20 protein-coding genes and 1 tRNA gene are annotated in these 24,550 nt (G+C 67.7%); 5 read left to right on the top strand and 16 right to left on the bottom strand.

The window, feature by feature from the left end:
* Positions 1-3: 3 nt before the first annotated feature.
* Genes ACEN98_RS29265 through ACEN98_RS29255 form a run of 3 tightly spaced genes read right to left on the bottom strand, consistent with a single transcriptional unit; the run spans position 4 to position 3,463 of the window.
* The gene (locus tag ACEN98_RS29265; RefSeq protein ID WP_413388345.1) at positions 4-489 is read right to left on the bottom strand and encodes a hypothetical protein; all 486 of its coding nucleotides are present in this window, start codon (positions 487-489) and stop codon (positions 4-6) included.
* A gap of 10 nt (positions 490-499) precedes the next feature.
* Positions 500-1,747 (bottom strand): type II secretion system F family protein, encoded by a 1,248-nt coding sequence (locus tag ACEN98_RS29260; RefSeq protein ID WP_413388344.1) that lies wholly within the window; start codon positions 1,745-1,747, stop codon positions 500-502.
* 9 nt (positions 1,748-1,756) lie between these two features.
* Entirely contained in the window at positions 1,757-3,463 is a 1,707-nt protein-coding gene (locus tag ACEN98_RS29255) for a GspE/PulE family protein (RefSeq protein ID WP_160409818.1), read from the bottom strand.
* Positions 3,464-3,840: 377 nt separating this feature from the next.
* Between ACEN98_RS29255 and ACEN98_RS29250 the strand changes: the two genes are divergently transcribed.
* Both ACEN98_RS29250 and ACEN98_RS29245 read left to right on the top strand, forming a co-directional pair.
* On the top strand, positions 3,841-8,214 hold the full coding sequence (locus tag ACEN98_RS29250) for a PAS domain-containing protein (RefSeq protein WP_413388343.1): 4,374 nt from the start codon (positions 3,841-3,843) through the stop codon (positions 8,212-8,214).
* Positions 8,211-9,143, top strand: a complete 933-nt coding sequence (locus tag ACEN98_RS29245; RefSeq protein ID WP_413388342.1) for a diguanylate cyclase domain-containing protein — start codon at positions 8,211-8,213, stop codon at positions 9,141-9,143. The genes ACEN98_RS29250 and ACEN98_RS29245 overlap by 4 nt, the downstream gene beginning before the upstream one ends.
* A 4-nt stretch (positions 9,144-9,147) precedes the next feature.
* On the opposite strand, the gene ACEN98_RS29240 is transcribed toward ACEN98_RS29245, so the two are convergent.
* The 10 genes from ACEN98_RS29240 to ACEN98_RS29195 all read right to left on the bottom strand — a co-directional run bounded on the left by ACEN98_RS29240 (position 9,148) and on the right by ACEN98_RS29195 (position 20,331).
* Entirely contained in the window at positions 9,148-9,615 is a 468-nt protein-coding gene (locus tag ACEN98_RS29240; RefSeq protein ID WP_413344260.1) for a MaoC family dehydratase, read from the bottom strand.
* Positions 9,608-10,078, bottom strand: coding sequence for a MaoC family dehydratase (locus ACEN98_RS29235; RefSeq protein WP_413388341.1), 471 nt, complete (start codon positions 10,076-10,078; stop codon positions 9,608-9,610). The genes ACEN98_RS29240 and ACEN98_RS29235 overlap by 8 nt, the downstream gene beginning before the upstream one ends.
* Complete coding sequence (locus tag ACEN98_RS29230; RefSeq protein ID WP_413388340.1) at positions 10,075-11,235, bottom strand: acyl-CoA dehydrogenase family protein; 1,161 nt, start codon at positions 11,233-11,235, stop codon at positions 10,075-10,077. The genes ACEN98_RS29235 and ACEN98_RS29230 overlap by 4 nt, the downstream gene beginning before the upstream one ends.
* Before the next feature lie 8 nt (positions 11,236-11,243).
* Complete coding sequence (locus ACEN98_RS29225) at positions 11,244-12,434, bottom strand: acyl-CoA dehydrogenase family protein (protein ID WP_413388339.1); 1,191 nt, start codon at positions 12,432-12,434, stop codon at positions 11,244-11,246.
* 141 nt (positions 12,435-12,575) lie between these two features.
* Positions 12,576-13,463 carry a PEP-CTERM sorting domain-containing protein gene (locus ACEN98_RS29220; protein WP_413388338.1) on the bottom strand — a complete coding sequence of 296 codons (888 nt, stop codon included), beginning with the start codon at positions 13,461-13,463 and terminating at the stop codon, positions 12,576-12,578.
* A 189-nt stretch (positions 13,464-13,652) separates the two neighbouring features.
* On the bottom strand, positions 13,653-15,917 hold the full coding sequence (locus tag ACEN98_RS29215) for a carboxy terminal-processing peptidase (protein ID WP_413388337.1): 2,265 nt from the start codon (positions 15,915-15,917) through the stop codon (positions 13,653-13,655).
* A gap of 165 nt (positions 15,918-16,082) precedes the next feature.
* Positions 16,083-16,643: a hypothetical protein gene (locus ACEN98_RS29210; protein ID WP_413388336.1), complete on the bottom strand. Its 561-nt coding sequence runs from the start codon at positions 16,641-16,643 to the stop codon at positions 16,083-16,085.
* Between the two features lie 12 nt (positions 16,644-16,655).
* Positions 16,656-17,207 carry a thymidine kinase gene (locus ACEN98_RS29205; RefSeq protein ID WP_413388335.1) on the bottom strand — a complete coding sequence of 184 codons (552 nt, stop codon included), beginning with the start codon at positions 17,205-17,207 and terminating at the stop codon, positions 16,656-16,658.
* Between the two features lie 98 nt (positions 17,208-17,305).
* Positions 17,306-19,522, bottom strand: coding sequence for a penicillin acylase family protein (locus ACEN98_RS29200; protein ID WP_413388334.1), 2,217 nt, complete (start codon positions 19,520-19,522; stop codon positions 17,306-17,308).
* Positions 19,523-19,536: 14 nt separating this feature from the next.
* Complete coding sequence (locus tag ACEN98_RS29195) at positions 19,537-20,331, bottom strand: hypothetical protein (protein WP_413388333.1); 795 nt, start codon at positions 20,329-20,331, stop codon at positions 19,537-19,539.
* A 163-nt stretch (positions 20,332-20,494) separates the two neighbouring features.
* Here ACEN98_RS29195 and ACEN98_RS29190 point away from each other — a divergent pair, with 163 nt between their 5' ends.
* Positions 20,495-20,752 carry a hypothetical protein gene (locus ACEN98_RS29190; protein WP_413388332.1) on the top strand — a complete coding sequence of 86 codons (258 nt, stop codon included), beginning with the start codon at positions 20,495-20,497 and terminating at the stop codon, positions 20,750-20,752.
* A 157-nt stretch (positions 20,753-20,909) separates the two neighbouring features.
* On the opposite strand, the gene ACEN98_RS29185 is transcribed toward ACEN98_RS29190, so the two are convergent.
* The 3 genes from ACEN98_RS29185 to ACEN98_RS29175 all read right to left on the bottom strand — a co-directional run bounded on the left by ACEN98_RS29185 (position 20,910) and on the right by ACEN98_RS29175 (position 23,269).
* Positions 20,910-20,996 (bottom strand) — tRNA-Leu (locus ACEN98_RS29185).
* Between the two features lie 73 nt (positions 20,997-21,069).
* Positions 21,070-22,059, bottom strand: a complete 990-nt coding sequence (locus ACEN98_RS29180; RefSeq protein ID WP_413388331.1) for a glycosyltransferase family 2 protein — start codon at positions 22,057-22,059, stop codon at positions 21,070-21,072.
* A gap of 70 nt (positions 22,060-22,129) precedes the next feature.
* Positions 22,130-23,269, bottom strand: a complete 1,140-nt coding sequence (locus ACEN98_RS29175; RefSeq protein WP_413388330.1) for a diguanylate cyclase — start codon at positions 23,267-23,269, stop codon at positions 22,130-22,132.
* 221 nt (positions 23,270-23,490) lie between these two features.
* Here ACEN98_RS29175 and ACEN98_RS29170 point away from each other — a divergent pair, with 221 nt between their 5' ends.
* Together ACEN98_RS29170 and ACEN98_RS29165 are read left to right on the top strand one after the other, a co-directional pair.
* Entirely contained in the window at positions 23,491-23,946 is a 456-nt protein-coding gene (locus ACEN98_RS29170; protein ID WP_413388329.1) for an acyltransferase family protein, read from the top strand.
* A complete protein-coding gene (locus tag ACEN98_RS29165) occupies positions 23,943-24,530 on the top strand; it encodes a hypothetical protein (RefSeq protein ID WP_413388328.1) in 588 nt (195 codons plus the stop codon). Before ACEN98_RS29170 ends, ACEN98_RS29165 begins: the two co-directional genes overlap by 4 nt.
* Positions 24,531-24,550 lie beyond the last annotated feature (20 nt).

The raw sequence follows: 24,550 nt of genomic DNA, 5'->3' as shown, positions 1-24,550 counted from the left end.
TGATTAACGACCGCCTTGCGTATCGATTTCATTCAATGCAAGGCTCATCATTTGTTCCCCCGCGTCAGCAGGTGTATGAGTGAATTCTACCTTGAACGTGGGCAATTTCGATTTGCCCGAAGCAAATCTTTCTCGTTCCGAGGTGAGATAGACAAGGGTTTTGTCGCGTGGGTCAAACACCCACCCGTTTCGTGCCACACTACCCTGCCCGGATAGTGCGAATTCGCCAAGATAATCCGCCGGCGGACGGGCCAGCAGGCGCATCGGATTCTGTCCGGCCAGCGCCGCGAGCGTATCGGGATGGCGGGCCGCCTCGACCTGCAGTGCCGTGCGCAGCGCGGCCACGGTCTGGCGCGCCGCCGCGTCCTCGGCCGCGCGGCGGTAGCCGTCCAGGCGGTGCAGCAGCACCGTGGAAAGTGCCGCCGTGATGGCGGCGACGATCGCGAATTCGTACAGGGTGAAACCGCGGGTTGTCTTCACACGTATCATGGATGCCTCGTCAATGATGCAGGGCTGCCTTACCCAGGTCCCAGATCGGCAGGAAGATGCCCAGCGCCAGCACGAGCACCATCGCACCGAGGAAGGTGATCAGGATCGGCTCGATCTGGCTGGACAGCGTCTTGAGTTCGTAGTCGACCTCGCGTTCGTACATCTGCGCGATCTCGTCCATCAGGTCGTCGAGCGAGCCGGATTCCTCGCCCACGGCGATCATCTGCAGCACGATCGGCGTGAACACCTGGGCGTTGGTCGCCGTGCGCAGGATGCTTTCGCCCCGCTCGACGCCGTCGCGCATCTGGTCCAGGCGCATGGTCAGGTAGGCATTGTCGGCCGTCTGCGCGACGACCGACAGGGCTTGCACGATCGGCACGCCGCTGCGGATCGACAGCGCGAAGCTGCGCGCGAAGCGGGCCATCGTGGCCTTGTGGATGATCTTGCCGGCGACGGGGAAGCGCAGCTTCCAGCGGTCCCACGCCAGGCGGCCGGACACGGTCCGCGTCCACGCCCGCACACCGAAGAAGGCCGCCAGGGCGGCGCCGAGCATCACGGGCCAGTACTCGACGGTGAAGCGCGACGTCGCGATCAGGATGCGCGTCATCAGCGGCAGCTCGGCGTGGAAGCTCTGGAAGACCTTTTCGAACTGCGGGATCACGAACACGTTCACCACGACCATCGCCGCGATCATCGCGATGATGACGAACGTGGGATAGCGCATCGCCGTCTTCACGCGGTCGCGCATGTCGCGGTCGAATTCCAGGTGGTCGAACAGGCGCAGGAAGACTTCTTCCAGGCGTCCCGTCATCTCGCCCACGCGCACCATCGAGAGGTAGAACGGCGTGAAGCATTCCGTGTGGCGGCGCATCGCGGTCGACAGTTCGCGGCCCGCGTCCAGCGATTCGCGCAGGTCCTGGATCACGCGCGCGAAGCTTTTATTCGTCGCCGATTCCTGCAACCCCGCCAGACCGCGCATGATCGGCACGCCGGATTTCAGCAGCGTGTAGATCTGGCGGCTGAACAGCTGCACGTCGATCGACGTGACCTTCTTGCGCGTCAGGCGCTCCCACACGCTGTCGTTCGCGCCGGCGGCGTTGCCCGGCGTGGTCGCCTTGCGGGTGGTCGGGGTGATGTCGAGCGGCGTGACGCCGGTGCCGAACAACTGGTCGGCGATGGCGCTGCTGTCGGCGCCTTCGAGCACCCCCTGCATCAATTCGCCGCGCGCGTTGCGGCCCTTGTAGGCGAAGAACGGCATGAATGTCTATCAGTCTTCCATCTGGTTGCTGATCCGCATGGCTTCCGCCACCGTCGTGCGGCCCTGGATCGCGAGGCGCACACCGCTGCGGCGCAAGGTCTCGCCGCGCATCTCGGCATGCGCCACCTTCAGGAAGTGCGACGGGTCCGGGTGGTTGGCGGCTTCGTTGACGGCGCGCGTCATCTCCAGCAGTTCATACACGCCCGTGCGGCCGCGGTAGCCCGTGCCGTTGCAGTGCGAGCAGCCGCGCCCGTGGAAGAACGGCACGGTTTCGGCGCGGTCGCCCAGTTCGGCGCGCAGCCAGGCGCGTTCCGGCGCCGGCAGCTGGTACGGCTCGGAGCAGCTTTCGCAGATCACGCGCACGAGACGCTGCGCCAGCACGGCCTGCAGCGAGCCGCTCACCATGTAGCGCGGCACGCCCATGTCCATCAGGCGCAGCGGGGTCGATGCCGCATCGTTCGTGTGCAACGTGGACAGCACGAGGTGGCCCGTCATGGCGGCGCGCAGGCCGATCTGCGCCGTCTCCTGGTCGCGCATCTCGCCGACAAGCACGATGTCCGGGTCCTGGCGCAGCGCGGAACGCAGCACGCGCGCGAAATTCAGCTCGATCTTGTCGTTGACCTGCACCTGGTTGATACCGGACAGCCGGTATTCGATCGGGTCCTCGACCGTGATGAGCTTTTTCTCGACGGAGTTCAGCTCGGCCAGGGCGCTGTACAGCGTGGTCGTCTTGCCGGAACCCGTCGGTCCCGTCACGAGCACGAGGCCGTTCGGCCGCTGGACGATGGCGCGGAAGCGTTCCACCAGCGCGGCCGGCATGCCGATCGCATCCAGCCGCAAGTTCATGCCCACCTGGCTCAGCAGACGCATGACGACGGATTCGCCGTACTGCGTGGGCATCGTCGAGATACGGACGTCGATGCGCTGGCCGCGCACCTTGACGGCGAAGCGGCCGTCCTGCGGCAGGCGTTTTTCCGAGATGTCCAGGTCCGCCATCAGCTTCAGGCGCAGCGCCAGCGGCGTCGCGATCTTGATGTCGGCTTCCGTCTGCAGGTGCAGCACGCCGTCGATGCGGAAGCGGATCTGCAGGCGGCCGTCCTGCGGCTCGATGTGGATGTCGGACGCGCGCACCTGGGCCGCGTCGTCGAACACCGACTGCAGCAGTTTCACCACCGGCGCTTCTTCGAGGCCGGAGTTGGCGGACAGCGCGTTGAAGTCGACGGAGGTCGTGTCGCCCAGGTCCTGTTCGAGCTCGCGCGCCAGGCCCGTGATCTCGCCCGTGCGGCGGTAGATGCGGTCGATCGCCTGCAGCACTTCCGTCTCGTTGACGACGGCCAGCTCGACGCCCTTTTTGAGCAGGCGCGCGATCTCGTCGTAGGCAAACAGGTCGGTCGGGTCGGAGACGCCGACGAGCATCGTCTCGCCGCGGTCTTCCAGCACGAGCGCGCGGAAGCGGCGCGCCTGCGTTTCCGGCAGCAGGCGCACGACGTCCTGGTTGATGTTGTAGAACTTGAGGTTGAGGTAAGGGATGCCCAGCTGGCGTGCCAGTGCGCCCGAGATCTGTTCTTCCGTGACGAAACCGCTCTCGACGAACACACGGCCGAGCTTGCGGCCTGTGCGCTTCTGGTCGGCAAGCGCCTGGTTCAGCTGGTCTTCCGACAGCAGCTTTTGTTGCACCAGGATTTCGCCAAGTCGGACTTTTTCGGGCCGGGCCATACCACCTCTTCGATCAATGTAGGACTAGTCCTTCATTGTATTCCAGAGGAACGAAAAATTAACATGGAGAATGACTTTACGTAAGGCAAAACGTATCGTCCGCGCGACTTCATGTCACTCCTGCATGCCATGCAAGAAACAAATGTTGCCAAGATTCGGGGCCAGGTCCACTTTTTCCCCGACGCGCGGCGTTAAATGTCCGATAAAACAGGCACTTGCGGCTGCGGCGCCTGCCCAAAATGTGCTCCGACCCCGAATTTACACGAGGTGGCTGCTGGGCTACCATGCTGGCAAGGCGCCTGGGCTGCGCATTATCCGCGGAGCTTGCTGTGCAGCTGTTACAACGTCGTTCTCTCCCTTCCATACGCGCCAAGCTCGTGACGCTCGTCCTGGCGTGCGCCCTGCCGATCCTGATCGGCTACATCGTGTTCGCCAGGGACGCCGACCAGCGCGAACGGGTCCACGTCGCCGAGGATGCCGAGATGATCGCGCGCGCGCTGGCCGCGGCCGTCGACCGCGACCTCGCCAACGGCGAAACGGCGGCGCGCACCCTGGCCAACCAGGCGAATCTCGCCAGAGGCGACCTGGCCGCGTTCCACACGGCCGCGCGCCGGCTGCTGCGCCCCGAATTCCCCGCCTATGCGGTCGCAGTCAGCGCGCCGGACGGCAAAGTCCTCCTCGACACGCGCCACGCCGTCGGCAGCGTACTCCCGCCCCGCGGCAACGAGGCCGACATCCGCGCCGTCTTCGCCAAAGGCGACGCCGTCACGTCCGGCCTGCACCGGGGCGACGCCACGCAGCCGTGGGTGATCTCGATCACCGTGCCGGTCTGGCGCGAGGGCAAGGTCGCGTATGCGGTGACGGTCGAACTGCGCCCGCGCCGCCTGCAGGAACTGCTCGCGAACCAGAACCTGCCGGCGCGCTGGAGCGCGCTCGTGTTCGACAACAACCGCAGGCTGGTCGCCTACCGCGGCCACACACCGCACGGGATCGGCGACAGGATGCATCCGGATCTGATCAAGGCGGTGGCCAAGAGGCCGGTCGGCATCGTCGAGCTGACGGCGCATGGTCCGCAGGCGATGTACTCGGCCTATGCGCGCACGCTGGGCCACGACTGGGCCGTGGCGATCGGTTTCCCGCGCCACGCCGCGCGCGAGATCCTCGGCCCCGATCCCGCCACGACGCTCGCGTGGATCGCCGTCATGCTGGCCGTCAGCCTGGGCCTGGCCTGGCGCATCGGCGATTCGATCGCGCGCTCGGTGCGCGCCCTGACCGAGCCGGCAGCGGCCCTCGGCCGCGGCGAGGCGCTCGTGATCCCGCCGCTGGCGATCCGCGAGGCGGCGACCGTCGCGCGCGCGCTCGGCAAGGTCGAAGGCGAGCTGCAACAATACCGCGCCGGCCTGGAATCGCTCGTGGCCGAGCGCACCGACGCACTGCAGCGTTCCTCCGCCATGCTGGCGACCGTGTACGCGACGGCACCGGTCGGCCTCGCGTTCCTCGACCGCAGCCTGAAGGTCGTGATGATCAACGACTACCTGGCGGCCGTGAACGCGCTCCCGGCCAGCGCCCACATCGGGCACACCCTGCCCGACCTGCTGGGCGAACGGGGCGTCCACATCGAACGGCCCTACCGCCACGTGCTGACGACGGGGAGGCCGCTGATCGATGTCGAGGACAGCGGGGAATCGCCCGCGGAGCCGGGCACCATGCGCCACTGGATCTGCAGCTACTACCCGGTGTACGGACGGGATCGCGACCTGGTCGGCATCAACGCCGTCGTCCTCGACATCACGGAGCGCAAGCGCCAGGAACAGCGCAACCGCGACAACGAGGTGATGTTCCGCGCGCTGTTCGAAGGCTCGGGCGACGCCCACGTGCTGATCGCCCACGGGGCCGGCTTCATCAGCGCCAACCAGGCGGCGATCGACCTGTTCGGCTGCGCGGGCGCGGACGAATTCCTCGCGATGGCGCCGGCCAGCAGCTCGCCCGAATGCCAGCCGAACGGCCGCCGCTCGGACGAGCTGTGGCACGAGGCGATGCGGCGCACGCTCGACACGGGCGGCAACCGCTTCGAGTGGATCTACCGCCGCCGCGACGGCTCGCTGTTCCACGCCGACGTGCTGCTGAACAGCGTCGACATCGGCGGCCGCGGCATCGTGCAGGGCACCATCCGCGACATCACCGCGCGCGTGGAGACGTCCGCCGCCCTCCGGGCCGCCAGCCGCCGCCTGGAAGAGAGCGAGCGCATGATCCGCACCGTGACGGACCACCTGCCCGCGCTCGTCGGCTACTGGGACGCGGACCTGCGCTGCCGCTTCGCCAACAAGCCTTATCTCGACTGGCTGGAGCGCGACGCCGCCGACGTCATCGGCCACACGATGCTCGAACTCGTGGACGAAGACCAGGTCCGCGAAGTGATGCCGCACATGGAAGCCGTGCTGCGCGGCGAGCGCCAGTTCTTCGAGCGCAGGCTGCACCGCAAGGGCTCCGGCAAGGTGATCCAGGCGTGGAGCAGCTACATCCCCGACTTCGACGCCGACGGCCGCGTGCAGGGCTTCTACATGCTGCACGCGGACATCACGGAACTCAAACGCACCCAGTCGCGCCTGGAGGAAGCGCTGCGCGCGGCCGAAGCGGCCAGCAGCGCCAAGGGCGAGTTCCTCGCCAACATGAGCCACGAGATCCGCACGCCGATGAACGCCGTCATCGGCCTCGCGCGCCTGCTCGAGGAGGCCGACCTGGGCCGGCGCGAGCGGGGCTACGTCGCGCGCATGCAGATGGCCGCGAAATCGCTGCTGTCGATGCTGAACGACGTCCTCGATTATTCGAAGGTCGAAGCGGGCCAGCTCGTGCTCGAACAGACGCCGTTCGCGCTGGACGACGTCCTCGCCAGCGTCGCCGCGATGTCCGCCACGAGCGCGTGGAACAAGGGCATCGAACCCGTGTTCGCGGTCCACCCCGACGTGCCGGCGCGCCTCGTGGGCGACCCGATGCGCCTCGGCCAGGTGCTGCTCAACCTCGTCAGCAACGCGATCAAGTTCACGGAACATGGAGAAGTCGTGCTCACCATCGAACCGGCCGGTCCGGATGCGCTGGCGTTCACCGTGCGCGACACCGGCATCGGCATCCCGCCCGAGCAGCAGCAGCGCATGTTCGAGGCCTTCTCGCAGGCCGACACGTCCACGAGCCGCAAGTACGGCGGCACGGGGCTGGGCCTCGCCATCAGCCGCCGCCTCGTGCGCCTGATGGGCGGCGACCTGCGCGTGGACAGCGTGCCCGGGCGGGGCGCCACGTTCCGCTTCAGCGCGCCGTTCCGCGTCGCCGACGACAACGCGAGCAGCCGCGCCGCGCTGGCCGCCCTGCTCGCGGGCCGCGGCTGGCACGTCGAGACGGCCGCGAGCGGCGCGGACACGCTCGCGCTGCTGCGCACCGCCGGCCCGTTCGACGTCGCGTTCATCGACAGCGTCCTGGCGGACCTGGACGGCGCGTCCGTCATCGCCTTCGCGCGCGCCGACCAGGCGATTGCCCTGCCCCGCTGCGCGCTGCTCGCGGCCGATCCGGAACGGGAGCGCCTCGACGCCGTGGCGGCCGACCTGCGCATCGACGCCGTGCTCGCGAAGCCGTTCACGCCGGGCGCGGTGGCCGACGCGCTGGCGGAACTGCACAGCGGCGCGCCCGCGCCGGCGAGCGGACGCCCGACGCCGCTGGCCGGGCGCCTGGCCGGCATGCGCGTGCTCGTCGTCGAGGACAACCTGCTCAACCAGGAAGTGGCGAACTACGTGCTCGTGCACGCGGGCGCCAGCGTCGATTTCGCCGCCAACGGCCGCGTTGCCGTCAGCATGCTCGCCGAACATTCGGCCAACTGCGCGGCGCACTACGACGCGGCGTTGATGGACCTGCAGATGCCCGTGATGGACGGCTTCGAGGCGACCCACGCGATCCGCGCGATGGGGCTCGACCGGCTGCCGATCATCGCGATGACGGCCAACGCACTGGAAGAGGACCGCCGCCGCGCGCTGGCCGCGGGCATGAACGATTACCTCGCCAAGCCGATCGACGTGGACGAACTGGTGAACATGCTGGTCCGCGTCACCGGCCGGCCGGCGGCGTCACGGTCCGAAGCGGCGCAGTCGGCGCTCGCCGCCGGGCTGGCCGTGCCGGCTTACCTGCCCGGCATCGACCTCAAGGCAACGCTGCCCCGCTTCGGCGGCAATTTCGCCAACTTCGCCGCGTTGTTCAGGCGCTTCGAAAGCTCGCAGGGCGGCGCCGTGGCCGACATCCGCGCCCTGCTCGACGCCGGCGACCGCGCCAGGGCGGGCCAGGCCGCGCACCGCCTGCGCGGCGTGGCCGCCAACCTGGGCGCGACGGACGTGGCGAGCCAGGCGCTGGAGCTGGAACAGGCGCTGCGCAGCGAGGACGAGGCGGCGCTCGCGCTGCGCCTCGCCCGTCTCGGCGCCGCGCTGTCCATCGTGCTGGAGGCGGCACGCGACCTTCCCGCGCCGGAGGCCAGGCCCGCGCCGGCCGCGGTGCCGGAAGATAGCGCTATCCTGCAGCGCGAGTTGGCGCAGCTCCTCGATTTGCTCCACAATAACAACATGAAAGCGATCGCGCAGTTCGAGACGCTGCGCCCCGCCCTCGCCCGCCTCGAACCATGCCAGGTGGCCCCGCTGGCGGATGCCGTGGCGACCCTGCGCTTCGAAGAGGCGGGGCAGCTGGTGCGGACGCTACTGGATACGAAGGAAGATGCATGAGCTGGACCGACATGGCCGTCAACGGCCGCATCCTGGTGGTCGACGATGCAATGGAAAACATCCAGATCCTGCACGGCGCCCTGCAGGACGAGCACGAGGTATTGTTCGCGATGGACGGTCCACGCGCGCTCGAGATCGCCCGTACCCAGCAGCCCGACCTGATCCTGCTGGACGCCGTCATGCCCGGCATGGACGGGTATGCCGTCTGCAAGGAATTGCTGGCGGCGCCCGAGACGAGCGACATCCCCGTGATCTTCGTGACGGCGCTGAAGTCGCCCGAGGACGAGACGCGCGCACTGGGCGCCGGCGCGGCCGACTTCATCAGCAAGCCGGTGAACGCCGCCGTCGTGCGCGCCCGCGTGCGCACGCAACTGACCGTCAAGCGCCAGCGCGACGCCCTGCGCGCGCTGATCCTCACGGACGCCCTGACCGGCGTCGCGAACCGCCGCGCCTTCGACGAGCGCCTCGATGCCGAATGGCGCCGCTGCGGCCGCGCGGGCCTGCCGGTGGCGCTGATCCTCGTGGACATCGACCACTTCAAACTGTACAACGACCACTACGGCCACCAGGCCGGCGACGCGACGCTCGTGCAGTTCGCGACCGCGATGCGGCGCGCCGCCGCGCGTACGCAGGACCTCGTGGCGCGCTATGGCGGCGAGGAATTCGCGATCCTGCTGCCGCAGCTGGACGGCCGTGGCGCCACCGGCGTGGCGCACCGCCTGATGACGGAGCTGGAGCAGATGGCGATCCCGCACGCCGCGTCGCCCACGTCCTCCCGCCTCACCGCCAGCATGGGCATCGCCTGCATGGTGCCGGGCGAGCACAGTATCCCGGCCGACCTGATCCAGGTGGCCGACGCCCTGCTGTACCAGGCCAAGGCCGAGGGCCGCAACCGCTACCGGCTGGGCGGCGCCGACTGCGTCGCCTAGTTTTTCACGCGTAGCGCCGCACGAGGAATTCGGCCACGCACACGGGCTTCGTGCCGCCCTCGCGTTCGACCGTGACGTCGAGCGTCAGCTGGCTCGATCCATGTTCATCGTCCAATGCCGCCAGCACGATCGCCGCGCGCACGCGGCTGCCGGCCGGCACCGGCGCGGGAAACCGCACCTTGTTCAAGCCGTAGTTCACGACCAGCTTCGCGTCGGCCATGACGAGCACGTCGGACAGCATCGACGGCAGCAGCGACAGGGTGAGAAAGCCGTGCGCCACGGTCCCGCCGAACGGCGATTCGCGTGCCGCGCGTGCGGGATCGATGTGGATCCACTGGTGGTCGTCGGTGGCGTCGGCGAACGTGGCGATGCGGTCCTGGCCGATCTCGAACCAGCGCGACCGGCCCAGCTCCGTGCCGACGAGGCCGCGCAGCGCGTCGAGCCCCGTCACTTCGTGCAGGGCGCTAGCCATGGCGAGCCTCCGCGCCGGACCGGCGCCCGAACATGCCCATGCCTTCGACCGTGCACACGGTCTCGCCATGCTGGTTGAGCGCGACCCATGTGGACCAGACGACGCCGCGGTCGGGCTTCGACGCGGACGCCTTCACCCGCGTGGTCCGGTAATGCACGTTCAGCGTGTCCCCCGCGCGCACCGGCGCGAGCCAGCGCACGCCGTCCAGGCCGGGCGAGCCCATGCTGGCCGAGCGGTTCAGCAGCCCGTCGACGACCATGCGCATCATCATGCTGCACGTGTGCCAGCCGCTGGCGATCACGCCGCCGAAGATCGACTCCGCCGCCGCGCCGCGATCGAGGTGGAACGGCTGCGGATCGAACTCCCGCGCGAACGCGACGATCTCGTCTTCCGTGACGGTGCGCGTGCCCAGGTCGATGTCCTGGCCGGGTTCGAAATCCTCGAAGTACCAGTACGCCTTCATGCCGCCTCCTCGTCATCGTAAAAGCCCGGCTGCGCGATGAAGCGGGCCAGGTGATGGTCACAATCGCCCAGCGTCAGCTCGATCGTCGACAGGCGCTTGAAATAATGCGACGCCGGCAACTCGTCCGTCACGCCCATCCCGCCGTGCAGCTGGATCGCCTGCTGGCCCACGAAGCGGGCGGCCTGGCCCACGCGGTACTTGGCGGCCGCGACCGCGCGGCGGCGCTCGGCGACATTGCCCGTGCGCGCATCATTGGCAAGGCGCACGGCGGCCAGCAGCGCCATCGAACGGGCCTGCTCCAGATGCACGTACATGTCGGCCATGCGGTGCTGCAAGGCCTGGAACTTACCGATCGGCACGCCGAACTGCTGGCGCGTCTTGAGGTAGTCGAGCGTCGCGCCGAACAGCGCATCCATCGCACCCAACGCTTCCGCGCACAGCAGGCCGGCGCCATGGTCGGCCGCCGCTTCCAGGATGGTCCAGCCCTCGCCCGCGGTGCCGATCACGGCATCCGCGCCGACCGTCACGTCGCGCAGCAGCACGTCGGCCGCACGCTGGCCGTCCAGCATGCGCACGTCGCGCATGACCACGCCCGCCGCGTCCGCCGGCACCGCGAACAGCGTGATGCCGTCCTCGTCGCGCTGCGCGCCGGCCGTCCTGGCCGACACGATCAGCACGCCCGCCTGCGCGCCGTGCAGCACGACCTTCTTTTCGCCGTTCAGGCGCCAGCCGGCGCCATCCGGGGCGGCACGCGTTGCGATGTCGCGCAGGTCGTGGCGCGACTGGCGCTCGCCCAGCGCACAAGCCAGCTTCAGGTCGCCCGCGGCCACGCGTTCGAGCAGCGCTTCATGCGCACGCCCGCGACGCAGGAACTCGGCGCCGAACATCGTCGCGAAATACGGTTCGACCACGAGGCCGCGGCCGAGTTCCTGCATCACGACGAACATGTCGACGGCATCGCCATCGAAGCCGCCCTGCGCTTCCGGCAGCGGCAGTGCCGTGAGGCCGAGCTCGGCGAGCGTGGCCCAGGCGGCATCCGATACGCCGGCCGCCGACCCGACGATGGCGCGGCGCGCCTCGAACGTGTAGTCGCGCGCGATCCAGCGCTTGAGCGCATCCGCCAGTTGCAGCTGCTCTTCCTTGAAGTTGAAGTCCATGTCTTTCCTCACAGGCCCAGGATCATCTGGGAGATGATGTTGCGTTGGATCTCGTTCGAGCCGCCGTAGATCGACGTCTTGCGGAAATTGAAGTAATGCGGCAGCAGCGGCGCGGCGATGTCGTCGTCGATGGCGCTGTGCGCCTGCTCGCCTTCCAGGTAGGCCGGGTCGAACGGCAGCGCCAGCGGGCCGGCCGCCTCGACCATCAGTTCCGACAGCCGCTGCTGGATCTCGGTGCCGCGCACCTTCAGCACGGACGCTTCCGGCCCCGGCGCCTTGTCGGCTTGCGCCAGCACGCGCAGCACCGTCATCTCGAGGGCCATCAGCTCGATCTCGAGGTCCGCCACTTTCGCCGCGAACAGCGGATCGCGCAGCAGCGGCGCGCCGTCCTTCCGCTCGCGCCGGGCGAGCGCCTTGAGCCGGGCCAGCTCGCGCTTGGACCGGCCCACGGCCGCGATCCCCGTGCGCTCGTGGCCCAGCAGATATTTCGCATACGTCCAGCCGCGGTTTTCCTGGCCGACGAGGTTCGCCACGGGCACGCGCACGTTGTCGAAGAAGACCTCGTTCACCTCGTGGTCCTCGTCGAGCATGACGATGGGGCGCACGGTGACGCCGGGGGCGTGCATGTCGACCAGCAGGAACGAGATGCCCTCCTGCTTGCGCACGGCCGGGTCGGTACGCACGAGGCAGAAGATCATGTCGGCGTGCTGGGCCAGCGTCGTCCACGTCTTCTGGCCGTTGACGATGTAGTGATCCCCGTCGCGCACCGCCGTCGTCTTCAGCGACGCGAGGTCGGACCCGGCGCCCGGCTCGGAATAGCCCTGGCACCACCAGTCCTCGCACGCCAGGATGCGCGGCAGGTAATACGCTTTCTGTTCCTCGCTGCCGAACGCCATGATGACGGGCGCGACCATGTTCACGCCGAACGGCAGCACGGGCGGCGTACCGGCGCGGGCGCATTCTTCCTCGAAGATGTGGCGCTGCACGGGCGTCCATCCCGGGCCGCCGTACTCGCGCGGCCAGCCGGGCGCGGCCCAGCCCCGGCGCGCGAGGATGCGGTGCCAGCGCACGTAGTCGTCCTTGTGCAGGCGCAGGTGGTTGGCCACCTTGTGGCGCAGGTCGGCCGGCAGCTCGGCCGCGAGGAAGGCACGCACCTGGTCGCGGAAGGCCAGGTCGTCGCCGGTATAGGTCAGGTCCATGTTGTCTCCTTTGTTATGCCGGCCAAAAAAGCACGACCGTTCCAAAGATTGTACCCGAAATCATCCGGCAAGAAGCGCGCGGCCCAAATGCAAACGCCCCCGCGCGGGCGGGGGCGTTCGTGCTGCCGCGTAGCGTGTCGATCAGCGCTTGCGGCGACGGACGATGCCCATCGCGCCCAGCATGCCCGCCATCATCAGGGCGATCGACGACGGTTCCGGCACGGCCGCCGCGGGCGCGGCCGGCAGGCCCACGCCGACATCGTCACTGATGCCGCCGATGCCGCCGATGCCGCCGCCGTTGCCGGCGCTGCCGCCGGCATGGCTGTTCTGCGCCGGGATCGGCAGTTGGACGATGGCGCCGCCCTCCTGGCCGCCGGCCGCCGGCGTGATCACCGTCGCGCCGTTCCCGTTGTTGTAATTGCCGGACGGGGCGCCGTCGACGCCGTTGCCCGCATTCGTCGAGCCGCCGCCCTTGGTGGAACCACCGCCGGCCACCGCCGTGCCGCCGCCGGACGCGCCGCCGCCATTGGATGCGCTGCCGCCGCCGGACGCATTGCCGCCGCCCGGCGCGCCGCCCCCGATCGCGCCGTTGCCGAAGCCGCCGCCGAAGCCGCCACCGTTGCCCACCGTCACGCTGCCCGATTGGCCGACCGTGACGACCTTGCCGTCGCTCGTGGACACCACCGCCATGCCGTTACCCAGCATCGCCGCCAGCCTCGCATTGCTCGTGCTCAGCAGATACGTGCCTTCGATGCCCTGCGAATACGTCAATTTGACCGGGGCACCGCTCTGGCCGACGTTGGCGCTGGCCTTCTGGTACAGGGTTTCGGCCAGGTTGCCGCTGCCGTAGGCGGCGCCGCCGACCAGGCTTGTGCCGTTCGCCAGCACGCCCGAACTGACCACGTCCGCGCCGTTCCCGCCGGTCCATCCGGACAGGAAGCCCGATTGGTTCCCCGAGACCACTTCTGCCTGGGCTCCGCATGCGCTCCCGACCAGCAGAGCCGCCGCGATGAGGTAACGAGTTGTCATATTGCACTCCTTGCTCAGTTCATAAAGTTATTTTTAAATTAACTGCTGAGTGACTGTAGCACACCTGTAAAAAATCCAATTTTCAATTGAACGGCATAAAAAAAGGCGAGACTCCCAGGGGAGCCTCGCCTTCGGCCATCCGGTAAGGATGAGCGCCTAACCGGCGGCTATTTCACATTTAACAACCAATCAGTTCCCAGGTTGTTTCAACATCGACATGTAGGGCATCGCACGCGACGCCATGCGGGTGTCGGCCTTCAACATGCCGGCCTCGTCGGCCAGGATGTGGGCAGCCTCCTGCAGATACACGTCCTTGGCGTTCTTGGCGGCCTTCTCGGCGGCCAGTTCCGCCGTCAGGCTGCGCTCGTCGCCCTGCAGCCCGTCGTCCGCGCTCGCCGCGCCTTTCAGCACGACATTCGTCTTCTTCGGGCTGGTCGGCGTCGGCACCTTGCCGCGCTGCTCCTTGCTGCCCGGACCGGACACCGGCTCGTCCGGATTGTCCTTGCCGGCCAGGCGCGATTCGCGCAGGCGGGCCTTCGCTTCCTGGTTCTCACGCTCCTTGCGGCGCACGGTCTCGTTCAGCGAGATGACGTTGTCCTTGCGGACCTTCAGCGCTTCCGCGATGTCCTGCTCGATGTCCAGGAAGTCGCGGTCCTTCGCGACGCGGGAATCGTGCTTCTTCTGCAGCGGGTTGAACAGCTCCTTCAGGTCGCCGGACGGCATGTACGTCGCCGGCTTGATCTGGACCCACGGCAGCGCGTTGTCGTAGGACGCTTCGCCGAAGTTGTCGTCATCCGACGTAACCGGGAACTTGATGTCGGGGGTGACGCCGCGCAGCTGCGTGGTGCCGCCGTTGATGCGGAAGAACTGGGCGATCGTCATCTTGAGCTCGCCGTACTTCATCTTGTCGTTCTGCGAGAAACGGTCGAGGTTGATCAGCGTCTGCACGGTGCCCTTGCCGAAGCTCGGCTCGCCGATGATGATGCCGCGGCCGTAATCCTGGATCGCGGCGGCGAAGATTTCCGACGCCGATGCCGAACCACGGTTGATCAGCACGCCCATCGGGCCGTCCCAGGCCAGGCCGGCATCCGTGTCGCTTTCGACTTCGACGCGGCCTTCCGCGCTGCGCTGCTGCACGACCGGACCCTTGTCGATGAACAGGCCCGTCAGCTCGACGGCCTCGATCAGCGAACCGCCGCCGTTGTTGCGCAGGTCGATCAGCACGTTGTCGACCTTCTCTTTCTTCAGTTCGCCCAGGATGCGCTTGACGTCGCGCGTGGCGCTCTTGAAGTCCTTGTCGCCCTTGCGGCGCGCCTCGAAGTCCTGGTAGAAGGTCGGCAGCTGGATCACGCCGATGCGGCGCTTCACGCCGTTATCCGTGACCTCGATGATCTTCTTCTTGGCCGACTGCTCTTCCATGCTGATCTTCTGGCGCACGAGGGAGATGGTCGTGTGCTTGCCGTCCTGGCCGGCGTCGGCCGGCAGCACGTCCAGGCGGACCGTCGAGTTGCGTTCGCCGCGCACGAGCTGCACGACGTCGTCGATGCGCCAGCCCATCACGTCCGTGAACGGGCCATTGCCCTGCGCGACGCCGACGATGCGGTCGCCCACCTTCAGCTTGCCGGATTTGTCGGCCGGGCCGCCCGGGACGATCTCGCGGATCACGGTGTAGTCCTCGCGCGACTGCAGCACGGCGCCGATGCCGTCCAGCGACAGGCGCATGGCGATGTCGAAGTTCTCGGCCGAGCGCGGGCCCAGGTAGTTCGTGTGCGGCTCGATGGCCATCGCGTACGCGTTCATGAACATCTGGAACACGTCTTCGTTGTTCAGCTTCTTGAGGCGGTTCTGGTAGCCCTCGTAGCGCTTGTCCAGCGTCTCGCGGATCGCCTTCTCGTCCTTGCCGGCGAGCTTCAGGCGCAGCCAGTCGTTCTTGACGCGCTTGCGCCACAGGTCCTTCGCCTCGTCCTCGTTCTTGGCCCACGGCGCCTTCTCGCGGTCGATCTGCAGCGATTCGTCCGTGCTGAAATCGAACTTGCCCTTCAACAGCTCGCGCGCATACGTCATGCGGTCGAAGAAGCGCTGCTGGTAGACGTTGTAGATCTGGAAAGGGACCGTCAGGTCTTCATTGTTGATCGCATCGTCCAGCTTGGTGCGCACGGGCGCGAAGCTGTCGATGTCGGCCTGGGTGAAGTAGAGTTTCTCGCTGTCGAGCGCCTTGAAGTAAGCGTCGAAGATCTTCGCGGACATCGCGTCGTCCAGCGGCGTCGCCTTGTAGTGGTAGCGCGCGAGCACGCGCGAGGCCCACAGGGCGGCCTGGGTCTGGGCGGGGGCTGGCTTGATCTGGACGATGGGGGCCGTGTCGGTCTTGACCGCGGCAACCTTCTCGGGCTGCGCCGTGACCACGTGGGCCGACATGGCAAACGCCAGCGCGACCGTCAACAACTGCTTCTTCATTCTTGGTTCTCCGGACGGGAATATTCATGCGACTGTCTGGCGGGCGGGCCGTCAGTCGCGCCGACGCAGCGGCGGATGCAACCCATTCTACAGGATAGCGCGGCGGCGCAGAGCCGGCTTGTACGCGTCTTCAGCCGAGCTTAAGTCTTCACGGCGCCCGCCGGCCTACGTTTTTACAAATCGAAACAAACTGGTTTGAAACCAACAGTAAGCCAGGCCGCCCGCCGCGATGATCAACAGATAAGGCCAGCTGCGCGCGCTCAGTTTCCAGTCGACGGGCGATGGCCAGAACGACAGGAACTGCGGCGCCAGCAGCAGGGTCAGCGCCAGGTCGGCCGGACCGAAGTGCCACGGGGCGCGGGTGCGCCACCAGGCCACGGTGACGGGTACGAGCAGTACGAGGAAAGGCGCCAGCGCCGCGGGCGCGGCGTTGTACCAGCGCAGGTTGGCGAACGAGACGGACCCGAGCTCCCACACGCGCCCGTTGCGGCGCGGGATGATGGTAAAACCGACAGGCTCGGCGCCCAGCAGCAGCCCGACCGAGAAATGCGCCAGCTCGTGGCAGAACGTGCCGACCGCGCTGAACAGGAAGAAGGCGGGGTGCGCCCGCGTCACCATCCAGATCAGGAACGCGAGCGCGAGCGACGGCACGAGATAGAGCAGCATCTCGCCCAGGCCGCAGGCCCAGGCGGGCAGATGGGGAGCGCAGCCCGCAAGCCAGGACATGGCCGCGGCGCGTCAGCCCAAGTAGAAACAGCGGGCGCAGGCCTGGCGGTAGCTCTCGTTGCCGCCGATGCTGACCTGCTCGCCTTCGCGGATGCGGCGTCCTTCCGGATCGACCCGGATGTTCATCGTCGCCTTCTTGCCGCACGTGCAGATGTTCTTGATTTCCTCGATATCGTCGGCCAGCGCCAGCAGGTGCGCGGAGCCGGGGAACGGCTCGCCGCGGAAATCGCTGCGCAGGCCGTAGCAGATGACGGGCACGCCGCGCACCTGCGCCAGCTGGTGCAGCTGCACGACCTGCTCCTTCGTCAGGAACTGGGCTTCGTCGACGAGCACGCAGGACACGGCCGGGGCCTTGTCCAGGAAATTCGTGGTCTTGTCGAACACGTCGGTCTGGCGCTGCGGCCCCAGGCGCGAGGTGATCTGGCCGACGCCGTAGCGGTCGTCGATGGCGGCCGTGTACAGCTGGACCTTCTGGCCCTGCTCCTCATAGTTGTGCGCCACCTGCAGCAACGACGTCGACTTGCCCGCGTTCATTGCCGAATACCTGAAATAGAGTTTTGCCACTGCCCTGTCCCGCCCTGGAAAGCCGTTGTACGATCCGAGGATTATAACAATCCCGCCGGCAATCCGGCATCGCGCGGCGCCAGCGCAGCGGGCCGCCGTCACTCGCCCGGATGGTATTTGCGCTCGAGCTGTTTTTCGATGTCTTCCCTGTAGTACAGCACGTCCTTGAATTCGCCGCGGCTGTACATCGCGGCCTGGTCGACGAAATGGGGAGACGCCGGATCCCCGCTCTCGCCACCGGCCAGGATGCTCTTCGCGCGCAGGCGCGGGCCGAACTCGACCGCGGCAACAAAACTGTTGCCCCGGTCGCCGTAGATGCGCTTCGTCGTCTGCTGCGCCGTCATGCCGAACGACGCGAGCGAGCCCCAGTTGGCGGACGTGAAGCCGACGGGCAGGCTCGGCCTGTTGTCGTCGTACTGCTGGTCGACGGCGCCGGACAGGCGCTGGAAGCGGTTGAGCTCGCCCCACGGCGTCTTCCAGCTGCCGAAGTCGGCCTGCAGCCTGTCGCGCGCGCGCCCCAATGCATCCAGGCGTTCCTGCGGCGTCAGCCGCGTCTGCACGAAATCGATGACGGGGACATGCTGCGCCTTCGCACGGCTCGATGCCTGCGCGACCATGGCCTGGCCCCAGTACACGGCGAGCGACGTCGGCACGGACGCCGTCGAGGAGCGCAGATCCCAGCCGCGCAGCAGCGCCACCTGGTCGGCCAGGCGTGCCTTCAGCGGATCCCCGTCCGGCAGCGCATCCCAGTCCTTCACCACGGCCGGGACGAGCGGTTCGAACGCCGTCAGGTAGCTGTCGTAGGCCTTCGCGATGAGCCCGTCGAGCGTGAGGTCGCGCGCATCGTGCAGCACGCGCTCGGCGTGCACGCCGCGCGGATTCTGCGGCAGCGACCACATGTAGGCCGGATATTTCGAGCAATCCGGGCTGCTCGCGCCGAAGCCCGTGCACGGCCAGTTGTTCGTGTTGGAGATATAGCCGCTCGCCGGATTGAACACCGTGATCGTCTCGCCGACGTCGTGCAGGCCCTTCCACTCCGTGGCCGGGTCGCTGCCGTCGACGGGCTTCGTCCAGTCGAAGCGCGGGTCGCGGCGCGGGATGAAATTGCCGTGGAAGTAGGCGATATTGCCGTCGGCATCCGCGTAGACCGTGTTGTTCGACGAATTCGTGCGCAGGTCCATCACCTTGCGGAACGCCGCGTAGTCGCGCGCCTTCGTGCGGCCGTACGACTGCATCAGCGCGTGCATCGGGTCGTCCATCATGCGCACCGCGACCCACTTGCCGTCCTGCGCGCGGATCACGGGACCGTGGTGCGTGAAGTACGCCGTGACGGTGCGCGTCGCCATGCCATTCGCGGTTTTATAGGGCAACTCGATGGTCTTCGCGCGCACGGGCCGTTCGCCGGCGCCGTACTTGTAGACGAAACCGCCGTCGCGCCGCTCCACCGTTTCCAGGTACTCGTCGATGACGTCGCCGCCGCCCGACGTGTGCATCCAGCCCACGCGGTCGTTGAAGCCCTGGTAGATGAAGAACTGGCCCCATGTGACGGCACCGTACGCGTTCAGTCCCTCCCCGCTCGCCATGTGGATCTCGGGCCGGAAATAGAAGGACGTGTGCGGATTGATCAGCAGCAGCGCGTGGCCGCCGGCCGTCAGGCGCGGCGCGATGGCGAAGCCGTTGGAGCCGCGCGGCTCCGGATCGAAGCCCTTGTCGGCGAGCGCCACGGCGGGCGCCGGTGCCGCCCCGTAGAACGCCTGCAATGCCTTCAGGTCGATGGTCTCGATGTCGCCGCCGATGCTGCCCTCGCTGAACGCGAGCGCCATCCACGGCTCGAAACGCGTGATCAGCGTGGGCTTGACCTGCGGATGCGTCGCGAGATACCAGTTCAGGCCATCCGCGTACGCATCCATCAGCTTCCTGAGCCATGCCGGGCTCTCCGCATACTTCGCCTTCAGCTCGGCCGGGTCGATGTACAGCTTCATGCGCAGGTCGCGCCAGATCGCCTTCTCGCCCTCGACCTCGGCCAGCCGCCCCAGCGCGTTGATGTAATTGAGCTCGACGCGGTTGAAATCGTCCTCGGCCTGCGCGTACAGCATGCCGAACACGGCGTCCGCATCGGTCTTGCCGAAGACGTGCGGGATGCCCCATTTGTCGCGCAGGATCGCCACACGCCGTGCCTGGGCCCGCATGCGCGCGCGCTCGGAGGATGCGGCGGCGGCATGCGGCTGCGTGGCGGCATGCGCGGCCACGGGCTGGGCGAGCGCGAACAGCGCGGCGCAGGCGATGGCGACCGGGGTCGCGCGGGACGGCGTCATGGGGTTCTCCCCGATCAGGCGCCGCCGAGCGCGGCGAGCTTCTGGCGCAGCACTTCGTTTTCCGTCATCAAGGTGGCGACGCGGTCCTTCAATTCGCCGACCTGGGCCCGCAAGGCCTTCACCTGGTCTTCCGGCGAATCCGGCACGACTTCCTTCTTCGGCTTGGCGCCCGCCTTCTGTTCGCGCACCTGGCGCGCCGCCTGCTGCAGCTCCTTGCGCCCGCCGGCGACGGCGGCGACCTGCGCTTCCGGCGGCAGCGACGCGACGCTGGCGGCGGCGCTGACGGAAATCGTCCCGCTGCGCACGGCGTCGACCAGTTCCGGCGCCGCCGTCTTGCGGATGCGCTCGATCTGGCTCAGCGTGTTGGCCGACACGCGCGCGGCCTTGGCCACGTCCTCGCGCGTGCTCCAGGGTGGGTCGACCGGATCGTCGGCAGGTTCCGGCGCCGGCTGGTCCGGCGGTGCCTCGGCGGCACGCTGGGCGGCGCGCGCGGCGACGATTTCCTTCTTGCGCAGCGCGAGCATGCCGCGCTGGAAGTCGGACACGCTGCGGCGCGCGAGGTTATTGTCGATCACCCACAGCATGACGTCTTCCAGCGAGTCGAACTTGTCGTTGTTGACCGTCCGGAACGGAATGCCGTGCTTCGTGCAGATGTCGTAGCGGTTATGCCCGTCGATCAGCACGTCGCGCCACAGCACGAGCGCGTCGCGGCAGCCGTCGGCCAGCAGGCTGCGTTCGAGTGCGGCGTATTCGACGGGAGTGAGGGGATCGATGAAAGAGCGGAGTTCCTCGTTGATCGTGATATTCAAAATGTATCCTTGCATGTTTCCTGCCGCGGCGATGGCGGCCGCGGGCGTATCGCCCCGCATGCTACACCATGCGCCGCCGGCCGGCACGCGTCATGCATGTTGAATGGCAGCAGCGGCCGGATCGGCGCACAATGATGTGGACTCAGCCTTCCGGGAGCGAACGATGAATCGACGCCATGACCGCATCTCCGCCATGTTCATCGAGGCCGTGCTGGACGCCAGCCGGCACCATGGCACCGCCCGCCTCCTGCACGAGGACGGCGTGTCGTTCGACGTCGCGTTGCGCGTGCTGACGCGGCCAGGGGGGCGACGGCTGGCGCCGCGTCCGCCGCATGTGCTGGTGGCGGCGGCGGCGGCCGTCGTGCGGCCGTTCGGGGCGGCGCATCCTCACCGTCGAGACAATTTACAAACCAACGGTTGAGGTTTGCACCATGCTCGATAACTATCTGTTGATACTGACCGCGCTCTGGTCAGGCAGATTCAAGGCAAGACGATCATTGCGGAATGCCTCGCATTTTGCGGAACGATCGCAGTCGGAAAAAGGAGTGACGGCTAGCTGCCAAATGCGCAGAGGCACCTGGTGCCCGGAGCCGGGATCGAACCGGCACGCCATCGCTGGCACGGGATTTTAAGTCCCGGGTGTCTACCAGTTTCACCATCCGGGCAGCGCGCCGAATTCTAGCACAGCCAGACCCGATCAGGGTCGAAATTACAATATTGACCGCGCTGGCGCGGGTGTCATTCCGGCTTGAAATCAGGTCGCGCGCTCCGGGTCATCCCGGTGACGGCCCGGCGCAACCGCATGAGCCGCGCGCGCGACACCCCGAGCCGGGACGCCAGGGCCAGCACCGCCGCGCGCGGCCGGCCAGAGTGGCGGAACGCCAGCCACAGGCAGGAGGCGGCGCGCCGGTCGTCGAGGACGAACAATCCATACGCCGCCCACCACATCTTGTCGACCCACAGCGTGCGCTGTTGCCGCGTCAGGCGGCCCGAGCGCAACCATTTCTGGCGGATCAGGAAATTCGAGTGGTGATACCAGGCGCTCGGCTGGGCAAACACGGTACGCACCACGGACGTGGCCACGATACGGTAGTGCGCCACGACCTCGGGCTGGAAAGCGAAGGCATAACGGTCCGCCAGCCGCAACCACATGTCGTAGTCTTCGTAGTTCAGGCGTTCGTCGTAACCGCCGACGGCCTCCAGTGCGTCGCGCCGGATCAGCGTGGCCATGGCGGGGATGAAATTGCCGTTGGCCAGCATGCTGAAGATCCGTCCCTGCGGCGGTTCGGTGACGCCATGCGCCTCGATGAACGGTTTGGGGAGCAATTCCCCCGCCTCATCCATCTGCCCGGCATCGGCATAGATGACGGCCGTGTCGGCGTCGAGCGATTGCGCCAGCGCCACCTGCGATTCCAGCTTGTGCGGCAGCCAGGTGTCGTCGGTGGCGGTCATGCTGACGTACGCACCTTGTGCCAGCGCCAGCGCTTCGTTCAGCGAGGCGCAGATACCGCGGTTGACCTCGTGGCGGATGAAACGGGCCGCCGGATAATGTTGGGCCAGCCAATTCGCGATGACCTGCGGCGAATGATCGCGCGAGCAGTCGTCGATCACGATCAATTCGAAGTCCTGGAACGTCTGGGCGCGAATGTTCTCCAGGCAGTCCAGCACGAAACGCTCGTGGTTATAGCAAAGGGCGATGACGGTGACGGTGACGGTAGGGGTGTGCATGGATTGCCAATGCTCTAAATATAAGAACGATTGCCAGATAGTAGCTCAGCTGTAGGAAAATTCCTACTCGCTAACTGCCCGGCGTTGCGTACTTACATCGCTCGCCGTCCACGAGCCGTGCATCCGCCACCCGGTTCCGCCCGCCCCGCTTGGCCGCATACAGCGCCGCATCCGCCCGCTGCAACAGGCTCGCCAGCGACTCCCCGTCATCGAGACTGCCCACCCCCACGCTGACCGTGTAGCGTACGGCCACGCCCCCTGGTCCGGCCACGGCGGCCTGTTCGAGCGTGCGCCGCAATTCGTCGGCGAGCGACATGGCCGCGTCCGCATCGGAATCCGGCAGCAGGACGCCGAATTCCTCCCCGCCCAGCCGGGCGCAGGTGTCGCCGCGCAGCACGGCGCCCGTCCGCGCGACGAGGTCGGCCAGCACAAGGTCGCCGACGGCATGGCCGTGGGTATCGTTGATGGACTTGAAATGGTCGACGTCGAAGATCAGCACCGACAGTGTCCTGCCCGCGCGCACGGCATCCGCGTGGGCGCGCCCGGCGCGGCCAAAGAAGGCGCGGCGCGACCAGGCGCCGGTCAGGTGGTCGTGTTCCGCCGCATACCGGGCCTGGCCGATCAGGCCGGCGTTCGCCATCATCACGGCGCCCAGGGTCAGGCCCGGCAGCGCCAGCGTGCCGAGGGCAAAGCAGACCAGGTTGACCGGCGAAGCGTCGAACAGCGCGACCTGGGCGTCATGGTGGGTCGCGTACATCAGCGCGCGCACCGCGTGGGCCGCCGCCAGGGTCAGCGCGGCGCCGAACGCGAACCGGATCGGATAACCGGCCCGGCCGGGCTGCGCCCAGGGCCGCAGCCCCCAGGCCATGGCGACGCACACGATGCCGTGAAACAGGGACGACAGCGCGACGCGCACCGCCATCACATCCACGACATAGTGGAATGTGCCCAGCGCCGCGGTCGACGCGGCCACCAGCACGGCCAGCGCACCGTACGGCGCCGGGCGGCCGAGGTGGCGCTGGAAGCCGGCATGCATCAGCGCCGGCGCGCACAGGAACAGCAGGTTCGCGATGTCGATCGACAGCACGTCCGCGATCCGCCCGCGGCCGGCGAACAGCAGCAGCGCCGCGATGGCCAGGACGTTCGCGACCGTCCACTCGCGCATGCCGGGCACCCCGCTACTTGCCAGCGAGCGCAGGACCATCAGCATGATCGCCGACAGTGCGATGGTGACGAATAATAGGAGTAAGGCGCTCAAATCGAAACGGGCTGGATGGGCTGGACGTGCAACACTGTCGAGACTGGCACGAGTCCCGGGACAAGCGCGCGAACTTGCGCGATAGCAATAATCCATGAGTTTAGCAAATTCGAGTCGAATGATCTTGCTGAGAAGGAACTATTCATGCGGTTTTCGGCAAAATCGTTGAACAAATGCCCACCACGATGATGCAGAAACAACAGGGCAGCCGGTCCGCCGCGGCGCGCATCCAGGCCGTCGACGTCTTCCGGGTCCTGGCGATCGCCGCCGTCATCGCGCTGCACACCGCGCCGCGCGCAGGCCTCGACGCGGTCGGACTGCGCTTCGACGCGCGCACGGTGTGCGACCAGCTGGAACGCTTCGCCGTGCCGCTGTTCTTCATGTTGTCCGGCTATTTCTGGGCCGGCCGCTGCCAGGACGGTGCCGCATGCCGGACGGCCGGCGTGGCGCTCGCCCGGCGCGTCCTCGTGCTGTTCGTCGCCTGGTCCGCGATCTATTTCCTCATCACGGTCGCGGCGGTGGGCTGGGAAGCCGCCACGCGCCCCTCCCCGGCCTGCCCACCCTGCTGCTGCAAGGCACCAAGGCCCACCTGTGGTTCCTGCCGGCACTTGCACTGGCGGCCATCGTGACCAGCGCCCTGCTCGCGCGCGGCATGGAGCGCACGCTCGTCGTCCTGGCGCTGGCGCTGTACGCGCTCGGCCTCGCAGCCAAGGCGTATGCCGACACGCCCATCGGTTTTCACACGCCCGTCAACATGCGCAACGGGCTGTGCTTCAGCCTGATCATGTTCGTCACCGGCGTCCGTCTGCAGCGCCTGGGTCCGCGGCCCGCATGGCGCCGGCTCGGTCCCGCGCTGGCGCTGGGCGGACTGGCCCTCCAGCTGGCGGAGGTCGCCTGGCTGCACGCACATTGGGGGACGAACATGGCACAGGATTTCGTGCTCGGCACCTATTTCTATGGTCTGGGCATGACGATGCTGGCCCTGTCCGATCCGGCGCCGCTGCGCTGTCCCCGCCTCGCCGGGCTCGGGCCGCTGGTGCTGGGCATCTATGCGTCGCACTTCCTGTTCGTCGACCTGCTTGCCGGCCCGGATGCCCCGCTGCGCGCCATCCCCGGCTGGGATATCATCGTCGTCGCCCTCGTCTTCGCGCTGTCGCTGGCGCTGACGGGATTGTTGTGGCGGTTCGCGCCCACGCGCCGCCTCGTCGCATGAATCCGGCGCCACCATGTACG

Source organism: Massilia sp. CT11-137 (genome assembly GCF_047302885.1).
In the GTDB taxonomy this organism is placed as follows: Bacteria; Pseudomonadota; Gammaproteobacteria; order Burkholderiales; family Burkholderiaceae_D; genus Telluria; species Telluria orientalis.
The sequence above is the reverse complement of the archived record's forward strand: the minus strand, read 5'-3'. Positions and strand labels throughout refer to the sequence as shown.

Excerpts from the sequence above, each read along its gene's own strand:
- ACEN98_RS29235 (WP_413388341.1), bottom strand. The coding sequence starts at position 10,078 with ATGAAGGCGTACTGGTACTTCGAGGATTTCGAACCCGGCCAGGACATC.
- ACEN98_RS29255 (WP_160409818.1), bottom strand. The coding sequence starts at position 3,463 with ATGGCCCGGCCCGAAAAAGTCCGACTTGGCGAAATCCTGGTGCAACAA.
- ACEN98_RS29210 (WP_413388336.1), bottom strand. The coding sequence starts at position 16,643 with ATGTCCTGGCTTGCGGGCTGCGCTCCCCATCTGCCCGCCTGGGCCTGC.
- ACEN98_RS29190 (WP_413388332.1), top strand. The coding sequence starts at position 20,495 with ATGAATCGACGCCATGACCGCATCTCCGCCATGTTCATCGAGGCCGTG.
- ACEN98_RS29175 (WP_413388330.1), bottom strand. The coding sequence starts at position 23,269 with ATGCTGATGGTCCTGCGCTCGCTGGCAAGTAGCGGGGTGCCCGGCATG.
- ACEN98_RS29260 (WP_413388344.1), bottom strand. The coding sequence starts at position 1,747 with ATGCCGTTCTTCGCCTACAAGGGCCGCAACGCGCGCGGCGAATTGATG.
- ACEN98_RS29180 (WP_413388331.1), bottom strand. The coding sequence starts at position 22,059 with ATGCACACCCCTACCGTCACCGTCACCGTCATCGCCCTTTGCTATAAC.
- ACEN98_RS29240 (WP_413344260.1), bottom strand. The coding sequence starts at position 9,615 with ATGGCTAGCGCCCTGCACGAAGTGACGGGGCTCGACGCGCTGCGCGGC.
- ACEN98_RS29215 (WP_413388337.1), bottom strand. The coding sequence starts at position 15,917 with ATGAAGAAGCAGTTGTTGACGGTCGCGCTGGCGTTTGCCATGTCGGCC.
- ACEN98_RS29200 (WP_413388334.1), bottom strand. The coding sequence starts at position 19,522 with ATGACGCCGTCCCGCGCGACCCCGGTCGCCATCGCCTGCGCCGCGCTG.
- ACEN98_RS29225 (WP_413388339.1), bottom strand. The coding sequence starts at position 12,434 with ATGGACCTGACCTATACCGGCGACGACCTGGCCTTCCGCGACCAGGTG.
- ACEN98_RS29230 (WP_413388340.1), bottom strand. The coding sequence starts at position 11,235 with ATGGACTTCAACTTCAAGGAAGAGCAGCTGCAACTGGCGGATGCGCTC.
- ACEN98_RS29220 (WP_413388338.1), bottom strand. The coding sequence starts at position 13,463 with ATGACAACTCGTTACCTCATCGCGGCGGCTCTGCTGGTCGGGAGCGCA.
- ACEN98_RS29170 (WP_413388329.1), top strand. The coding sequence starts at position 23,491 with ATGCCCACCACGATGATGCAGAAACAACAGGGCAGCCGGTCCGCCGCG.
- ACEN98_RS29265 (WP_413388345.1), bottom strand. The coding sequence starts at position 489 with ATGATACGTGTGAAGACAACCCGCGGTTTCACCCTGTACGAATTCGCG.
- ACEN98_RS29245 (WP_413388342.1), top strand. The coding sequence starts at position 8,211 with ATGAGCTGGACCGACATGGCCGTCAACGGCCGCATCCTGGTGGTCGAC.